Source organism: Rhizobacter sp., from assembly GCF_031412495.1.
Classification (GTDB): domain Bacteria; phylum Pseudomonadota; class Gammaproteobacteria; order Burkholderiales; family Burkholderiaceae_C; genus Schlegelella_A.
Window position 1 is genome coordinate 1 of record NZ_JANODC010000250.1, and the last position, 7,875, is coordinate 7,875.

Below are 7,875 nucleotides of genomic sequence, written 5' to 3' on the forward strand. Positions count from 1 at the left end.
CTTCCGGCCAACGAGGCCGATGCGCGCAAGGCCTACACGGCGGCAAAGGCCACGAACACGGCCCGGTCGGCGCCGCTCGCCGGCATGCCGAACCATGCGCAGATCTATGCGGGCAACCCCGACGGCACGCCGGCGGAGCAGAAGACCTACAACGAGTCGAGGCGCAACTTCCTCGCCCTCGTCTTCTGCCTGATGGTGGGCACGGCGGCGCTGCCGCACATCCTGATGCGCTACTACACGACGCCTTCGGTGCGGCAGGCGAGAGAGTCGGTGACCTGGTCGCTGTTCTTCATCTTCCTGCTCTACTTCACGGCGCCGGCGCTGGCGGTCCTGGTGAAGTACGAGGTGTTCAACGTGCTGGTCGGCACGCCGTTCACGCAGCTGCCGGCCTGGATCGCCAACTGGGCCGCGGTCGACCCGACCCTGCTGTCGGTGGCCGACGTCAACAACGACGGCATCTTCCAGCTCAACGAGATGCGGATCGGCGGCGACATCATCGTCCTGGCGACGCCGGAGATCGGCGGCCTGCCCTACGTGATCTCGGGGCTGGTGGCAGCCGGCGGCCTGGCAGCGGCGCTCTCCACTGCCGACGGCCTGCTGCTGACCATCGCCAACGCCCTGTCGCACGATCTCTACTACAAGATGATCGACCCGAACGCGGCGGCCTCCAAGCGCGTGGCGATCTCCAAGGCGCTTCTGGTGGTGGTGGCGATCGCGGCGGCGTTCGTGGCAGCGCAGAAGCCGGCGGACATCCTGTTCCTGGTTTCGGCGGCCTTCTCGTTCGCGGCCGCAGCCTTCTTCCCGGCCCTGGTGCTCGGCATCTTCTGGAAGCGCGCCAACAAGTGGGGCGCCTCGCTGGGCATGGTCGCCGGCCTGAGCGTCACGTTCTACTACATGATGACGACGCAGGTCTGGCTGCGCGGCGTCTTCGGCGTCACCTCGCCGATCGAGCTCTGGTGGGGCATCCAGCCGATCTCGGCCGGCCTGTTCGGCGTGCCGGTCGGCTTCGCGGTGATCATCATCGTCAGCCTGCTCACTGGCCAGCCGCGCAAGGACACCCAGGATCTGGTCGAGCACGTGCGCTACCCGGAGCTGAAGGCGGCCTGAGTCCGGCACCTTCTTTCCTGGAAGGCCCCGCTCGAAAGAGCGGGGCCTTTTTCATGGCCGGCTAGGTCCGGGTGACGCCGGCGCGCGGCGCGCCCTCGCGCTGCCAGTGCTCGGCATCGAACCAGGCTTCGCCGCGCAGGTAGGCGGCAGCCATGGTCAGCCCGTCGAAGCCCCAGAAGAGCTTGTCGTCGACGCCGATCGTCGGCACGCCGAAGACGCCGCGCGCGAGCGCATCGTCGGTGGCGGCGCGCAAGGCCTGCTTCGCCTCGGCGCCCCGGGAGTCGCGGCGCGGCTGCAGCCGGTCGCGCAAGGCGAGGTACCGGGCCTCGTCCTCGGCGTCGGCGCCGTCGCCCTGCCAGGCATGGCGCAGCACCGCCTCGCAGACGCAGCGGCCCGGCGTCTGCCCCTCGGGCGCGCAGGCCCAGGCCAGGCGCGAGAGCGCGAGCGAATTGAACGGATGTCGCTCCGGCGTTGCCAGCGGCACGCCTTCCCGGTGCGCCAGCCAGTGGACGTGTCGGAAGGTCCAGGCGCGCTTCGGCTCGATCTCGGCCGGGCCCTTGTGGCCCCAGTGCTTGAGCAGGACGCCGAAGACGATCGGCCGATAGGCGATGGTGTACGAGATGCCGACGAGCACTTCGGGCAGGCGCTTGAAGGCGAGGTGCGCGAAGGGCGAGACCGGGTCGAACCAGAAGTCGAGCTGCTTCACGGCGTTCTATTTTTTCCTGCCAGCGGAGCGGCGGACGTGCGTTCGGGGTCGAGGCCGCGACCTGCCAGCCCGTCCCGGCGCAGGGCCAGGCGCTCCCAGACGCGGCGCTTGCCGCCGTCGTCGAGGCTGCCCCAGGTCGCGATCTCGTCGAGGCTGCGCAGGCAACCGGTGCACAGGCCCGTGGCCGGGTCCATCGTGCAGACCTGGGTGCAGGGGCTCGGAACGGGGGCGCTGCTCATCCCCTCACTCAGGCGCGGCGGCGGCAAAGGCGCGCGCGGCTTCATCGGCCCGGTAGTAGCCGAGCGCGACGTCGCGCGCGACCGCCTCGCGCGGCCGCGCCGCTGCCGGGCCGAAGCCGCCGCCGCCCGGCGTCGAGACGGCGATCACGTCGCCGGCATGGATCTCGATGTCCTGGTCCTTCGAGAGATGCGGCGGCACGTACGAGACGCCGTCGCGGATGATCTCGACGGTGTTGACTCCACCGGGCGATCCGCCCTGCGCACCTGGCGGGCCGGCGCGGCCGTGGTCCATCACCATCGAGACGCGGGCGTCGCCGCGGACGAGGCGGATGCGGTAGTTGACGCCGAAGCCGCCGCGGTGCTCGCCGGCCCCGCCCGAGCCTTCGTGCAGCGAGTACTCCTCGAACAGCACCGGGTAGAGCTGCTCCATGATCTCGATCGGCGTCGTCTTCGAGATGCCGATGGTCGAGCAGCCGTTCGAGATGCCGTCGCCGGCCGGGCTGCCGCCGTAGCCGCCCCCCGAGATCACGTACATCACGTAGGCGCGCTGCTTCTCCGGATCGAAGCCGCCGATGCCGAGGTTGCCGCTGGTCCCGGCCGGGGCGCCGAACAGCTGCTCGGGGATCGCCTTGCCGAGCGCGGCGAAGACGGCTTCGGCGATGCGCTGGCTCACCTCGGCGGCGCAGCCGGAGACGGGCCGCGGGTACCTCGCGTAGAGGAACGTGCCCTCCGGCTCGACGATGTGCAGCGGCTCGAACGTGCCGGCATTGATCGCCGCCTCCGGAAAGACGTGCTTGACGGCCAGGTAGATCGACGACTTGGTCGTCGCGATGACGCTGTTCATCGGCCCCTTGCACGGCGGCGACGAGCCGCTCATGTCGAAGGCGAGCGCCGCCTGCGCCACGTCGCCGCCACCGGTTTTCGTGATGCGCATGGCGATCCGCAGCGGCTGGTCGACGATGCCGTCCGAATCGACGAAGGCCTCGCCGTCGTAGACCCCGTCCGGGATCCCGGCGATCTTCTCGCGCATCTGCCGCGCCGCGCGGCGCTTCAGCTCGACGACGGCGGCGTCGACGGTGGCGTCGCCGTAGCGGTTGAGCAGCGCCGCCAGGCGCTTCTCGCCGGTGGCGAGCGCCGCCGACTGCGCCTTGATGTCGCCGATGCGCTGGTCGGCGATGCGGATGTTCGACAGGATGATGGCGAGGATCTCCTCGTCGATCGCGCCCTGCTTGTAGAGCTTCACGGGCGGCAGGCGCAGGCCCTCCTGCTCGACTTCGGTGGCATTGGCCGAGAAGCCCCCCGGCACCATGCCGCCGGTGTCCGGCCAGTGCCCGGTGTTGGCGAGCCAGCACCAGAGCCGCCCGTCGCGGAAAAAGGGCTGCACGAACTTGACGTCCATGAGGTGCGTGCCGCCGAGATAGGGATCGTTGACGATGAAGACGTCCCCAGGATGCAGCGCGATCTTCAGCCGGTTCACGCGCTCGATCACCGCCTGCACCGTGAACTGCATGGTGCCGACGAAGACCGGCAGCCCAAGCTCGCCCTGCGCGATGAGCTCGCCGCTGTCGCGGTGGTAGATGCCGTCCGAGCGATCGAGCGCCTCGGCGATCACCGGGCTGAAGGCACCGCGCACGAAGGCGAGGTCCATCTCGTTGCAGACCTGCATCAGGCCGTTCTGCAGGACCGAGAGCGTGATGGGATCGAGCGGGGTCATGGCTGCGATTCTGGCTGTTGGGACTCTTCCTTGTTTCGTCGGGATCCGTACTGGCTTGCGGCGGCGGGCACGGGGTGGCCGATTGCGCTCATGTCCCCCGGTCCGCGGCGTGAACGCCGCGGACCTCCTCCTTCACATCGCTCCATCGGCCACCCCCCACCCACCCCCGGACCGGTCGTCTTGTACTGCGCGCGACAACGGGTTGGATCGGGAGGGTGGGGTGCTCCACGGAGCGTAGTAAAGGAGGAGGCGAGCGACGCAGTCGGTCGCCGGGGGACATGAGCGCAGTGGAGTACCCCGCCCTCCCGATCCCGAGCCCGCCGAACACGACAGCGTCACACGCTCACGATCAGGTTGCCGATCGAATCCACCTCGACCCGGTTGCCCGGCTCCACCACGGTCGTGCAATCGAGTTGCTCGATGATCGCCGGGCCGTCGAAGCGGGCGAGGCGCGGCAGGTGCTCGCGCACGTAAACCGGGGTGTCGACCCAGCCGCCCTCGAACCACACCGGACGGGTCGTGCGCCGGGCTTCGGCGAGCGTGGCGCGTGCGGAGGTGGACGCGAAGGCGGCGAGCGACACCGGCTTGCGCTGGCCGATCACGGCGGTGTGCAGGTTGACGAGCACCGGCCGGATCTCCGGCAGCTCCACCCCGAAGCGCTGCCAGTAGGCGGCGGCGAAGACGGTGCGCAGCTCGGCGAGCGAAATCGCGGTCGAGGCGATGGGCACCGGCAGGATGTGGCTCTGGCCCTGGAACTGCATGTCGGCGCGGTGCCGCGTGACGACGGCCTCCACGGCGACGTTCTCGCGCGCCAGCAGGGCCCGGCCGGTGGCGATCTGCGCGGCGAACACCTCGCCGATGCGCGCCTCGGCGATCGCCTCCAGCGGCTGGTTCACCGTGGCGACGAAGTCGTGGCGCAGGTCGGCCACGACGCAGCCGAGCGCGTTGGTGAGGCCCGGTCGGGCCGGGATCAGGAGCTTGGGGATGCCGAGCTCGCGGGCGAGCGCGGCGGCGTGCAGCGGCCCGGCGCCGCCGAAGGCGAAGAGGGCGAAGTCGCGCGGGTCGTGGCCGCGCGACAGGCTCACCATCCGGATCGCGCCGGCCATCTTGTCGTTGGCGACGCGGACGATGGCCGCGGCGGCGGCCGTGGCGTCCAAGCCGAGCGGGCGGCCGACGTGCGCGACCAGCGCCTAGCGCAGCGCTTGCATCGAGACGGCGCGTTCCACGGCGAGGAGGCGATCCGGGTCGAGCCGGCCGAGGGCGAGGTTGGCGTCGGTGATCGTCGGCCGGGTGCCGCCGCGGCCGTAGCAGATCGGGCCCGGCGTCGCGCCGGCGCTCTCCGGCCCGACGCGCAGCATGCCGGCCGCATCGACGGAGGCGATCGAGCCGCCGCCGGCGCCGATGGTGTGCACGTCGACCATCGGCACGTGGATCGGCATCGCGTACTCGAGCTCGAGGTCGCTCGAGACCGAGGGCAGGCCGCCGAGGACGAGGGCAACGTCGCTCGAGGTGCCGCCCATGTCGTAGGTGACGACGTTGCCGAACTCGCCCGGCCGCGAGCCGGCCTGCATCGCCGTTGCCGCGGCGGCGATGACGCCAGAGGCCGGCCCCGACATCACCGTGGCAACCGCGCGCTCGGCGACCACCGACGCCGCCACCGTGCCGCCGTTGCCCTGCATGACGAGCAGCTCGCGCGTGAAGCCGCGGCCGGCGAGCTCGCCCTGCAGGCGGGCGATGTAGCGGTGCAGGACCGGCTGGATCGCCGCGTTGACAGCGGCCGTCGTGCCGCGCTCGTACTCGCGGTACTCGGCGACGACCGTGTGCCCCGCCGTGACGTAGTCGTTCGGCCACAGCGAGCGGACGATGCGCGCGGCGCGCTGCTCGTGGTCGGGGTTGAGGTAGCTGTGCAGGAAGTGGATGACCACGCTCTCGGCGCCGACCTCGAGCAGGGCCCGCGCCGCCGCCGCCACACCGACCTCGTCGAGGGGCACGAGGACGCGGCCCTGGGCGTCGACGCGCTCGTCGACCTCGAGGCGCAGGCGCCGCTCGACGAGCGGCACGAACCGGCCCTTGAGGCCGTACGGCGTCGGCCGCGTCCGCCGGCCGAGCTCGAGGACGTCGCGAAAGCCCCGGGTCGTGATCAGGCCGACGCGCGCGATCTTGCGCTCGAGCATGGCGTAGGTCGTCGTCGTCGTGCCGTGCACGATGGCGTCGAGCGACGCCGGATCGACGCGCGCCGCGTCGAGCGCGGCGAGGACCCCGAAGGCCTGGTTGTCGACGGTGGTCGGTACCTGGGCCAGGCGCACCTCGCCGGTCGCGTCGTCGACGAAGACGAGGTCGGTGAAGGTGCCGCCGACGTCGATGCCCGCGATCCGGCTCATACGGAAGCCTTCGCGCTTCGCGCTCCGGCATTCGCCTTCGGAACGGCCGTGCGGCTCATCGGCTCACAGGCTCAGGTGGGTGCGTTGCAGGGCTTCGTCGCTCATCAAAGCGTCCATGCTGCCGTCGAAGCGCACCTCGCCCTTCTCCAGGACCACGGCGCGGTCGGCCACGAGCCGCGCGAAGTGCAGGTTCTGCTCCGAGAGCAGGATGGCGACGCCGGCGCGCTTCAGGGCCGTGATCATGCGCGCCATCTCCTCGACGATGAGCGGCGCGACGCCCTCTGACGGCTCGTCGAGCAGCACCAGGTAGGGGTTGCCCATCAGCGTGCGGGCGACGGTCAGCATCTGCTGCTCGCCGCCGCTCATCCGCCCGCCCGGCCGGTCCGGCATCGCGCCGAGGTTCGGGAACAGCGCGTAGAGCTTGGCTTCGTCCCACGTCGGCGCGCCGTCGCGCGGCGGCTGCCGGGCCACCGACAGGTTCTCGCGCACGGTGAGGTCGGTGAAGATGCGCCGGTCCTCGGGCACCCAGCCGAGGCCGAGGCGGCCGATCCGGTACGGCGGCATGGCCGAGATGTCGGTGCCGCGGAAGACGACCTCGCCGCGGCGCCGCGCGACCAGGCCCATGATCGCCTTCATCGTCGTCGACTTGCCGGCCCCGTTGCGGCCGACGAGCGCCACGCACTCGCCGGCGGCGACGCCGAGGCCGACGCCGTACAGGATCTGCGCCCGGCCGTACCAGGCGTCGAGGGCGCGGACTTCAAGCATGGAGCGCGAAGGTCGTGCCGCCGCCGAAGTAGACGTCGCGCACCCGCGCGTCTTCCCGCACCCGGGCCGGCGGTCCTTCGGCGATCAGCTCGCCGCGGGCGAGCACGACGATGCGGTCAGCGTGGGCGAAGACGACGTCCATGCTGTGCTCGGTGAAGAGGACGCCGATCCCCTGCTCGCGCGCCAGCCGCCGGGCCAGCGCCATCAGCTCGTTGCGCTCGCGCGGCGCCATGCCGGCGGTGGGCTCGTCCATCAGGAGCAGGCGCGGCCGGTTGGCCAGGGCGATGGCGAGCTCGACGCGCTTGACGTCGCCGTAGGCCAGCACGCTGGTGGCGCGGTCGGCCTGCGCCGCCATGCCGACGCTGTCGAGCAGGGCGACGGCCTCGTCGCGCAGCTGCGCCCGCGCCGGCCGCCACCAGCCGAGCAGGCCGCCGGCGTGCGAGATCAGGGCGAGCTGCACGTTCTCGACCACCGTCAGCGAGGCGAAGGTCTCGGCGATCTGGAAGGTGCGGCCGACGCCGAGGCGCCAGATCGCGTCGGGGCGCAGGCCGAGCAGCTCGGTGTCGCCGAGGCGCACCGAACCGGCGTCGGGCGCGAGCTGGCCGCCGACCATGTTGAAGAGCGTCGTCTTGCCGGCGCCGTTCGGCCCGATCAGGGCGAGCATCTCGCCGGCGTCGAGCCCGAAGCTCACGTCCTCGACCGCGTGCACGCCGCCGAACGCCTTGCTCAGCCCCTGCACCGCGAGCAGCGCCGTCACGTCGGCTCCTTGATGAAGATGCGCTTCAGGCCGCCGGCGACGCCGAGCGGGAAGACCAGCACCAGCGCCAACATGACGAGGCCGAGCAGGGCCCGCCAGTAGTCGGTCTGGCGCGCCACCGTGTCCTGCAGCCAGGTGAAGAGCGCGGCGCCGACCCAGGGGCCGGAGACGGCCTGCACGCCGCCGAGCAGCACCATCACCAGGCC

At 71.5% G+C, this 7,875-nt stretch carries 7 protein-coding genes and 2 pseudogenes; 1 reads left to right on the forward strand and 8 read right to left on the reverse strand.

Annotated elements, in window-relative coordinates:
- Positions 1–1,107: VC_2705 family sodium/solute symporter (locus AC30N0_RS09575; protein ID WP_489517697.1), on the forward strand; the 1,107-nt coding region annotated here is incomplete at its 5' end.
- 61 nt (positions 1,108–1,168) lie between these two features.
- Here AC30N0_RS09575 and AC30N0_RS09580 read toward each other — a convergent pair.
- The 8 genes and pseudogenes from AC30N0_RS09580 to AC30N0_RS09615 all read right to left on the reverse strand — a co-directional run.
- Positions 1,169–1,813, reverse strand: coding sequence for a 2-hydroxychromene-2-carboxylate isomerase (locus AC30N0_RS09580; protein ID WP_489517698.1), 645 nt, complete (start codon positions 1,811–1,813; stop codon positions 1,169–1,171).
- Entirely contained in the window at positions 1,810–2,052 is a 243-nt protein-coding gene (locus AC30N0_RS09585) for a DUF1289 domain-containing protein (RefSeq protein ID WP_489517699.1), read from the reverse strand. The genes AC30N0_RS09580 and AC30N0_RS09585 overlap by 4 nt, the downstream gene beginning before the upstream one ends.
- Before the next feature lie 4 nt (positions 2,053–2,056).
- On the reverse strand, positions 2,057–3,766 hold the full coding sequence (locus tag AC30N0_RS09590) for a hydantoinase B/oxoprolinase family protein (RefSeq protein ID WP_489517700.1): 1,710 nt from the start codon (positions 3,764–3,766) through the stop codon (positions 2,057–2,059).
- Positions 3,767–4,101: 335 nt separating this feature from the next.
- Entirely contained in the window at positions 4,102–4,695 is a 594-nt protein-coding gene (locus tag AC30N0_RS09595) for a hypothetical protein (RefSeq protein ID WP_489517703.1), read from the reverse strand.
- Positions 4,687–6,147, reverse strand: a pseudogene (locus AC30N0_RS09600) (hydantoinase/oxoprolinase family protein); the annotation flags it as partial. The pseudogene AC30N0_RS09600 and the gene AC30N0_RS09595, both read right to left, overlap by 9 nt.
- 63 nt (positions 6,148–6,210) lie before the next feature.
- Positions 6,211–6,912, reverse strand: coding sequence for an ABC transporter ATP-binding protein (locus AC30N0_RS09605; protein ID WP_489517701.1), 702 nt, complete (start codon positions 6,910–6,912; stop codon positions 6,211–6,213).
- The gene (locus AC30N0_RS09610; RefSeq protein WP_489517702.1) at positions 6,905–7,669 is read right to left on the reverse strand and encodes an ABC transporter ATP-binding protein; all 765 of its coding nucleotides are present in this window, start codon (positions 7,667–7,669) and stop codon (positions 6,905–6,907) included. Before AC30N0_RS09610 ends, AC30N0_RS09605 begins: the two co-directional genes overlap by 8 nt.
- A pseudogene (locus AC30N0_RS09615) lies at positions 7,666–7,875 on the reverse strand (ABC transporter permease); the annotation flags it as partial. The pseudogene AC30N0_RS09615 and the gene AC30N0_RS09610, both read right to left, overlap by 4 nt.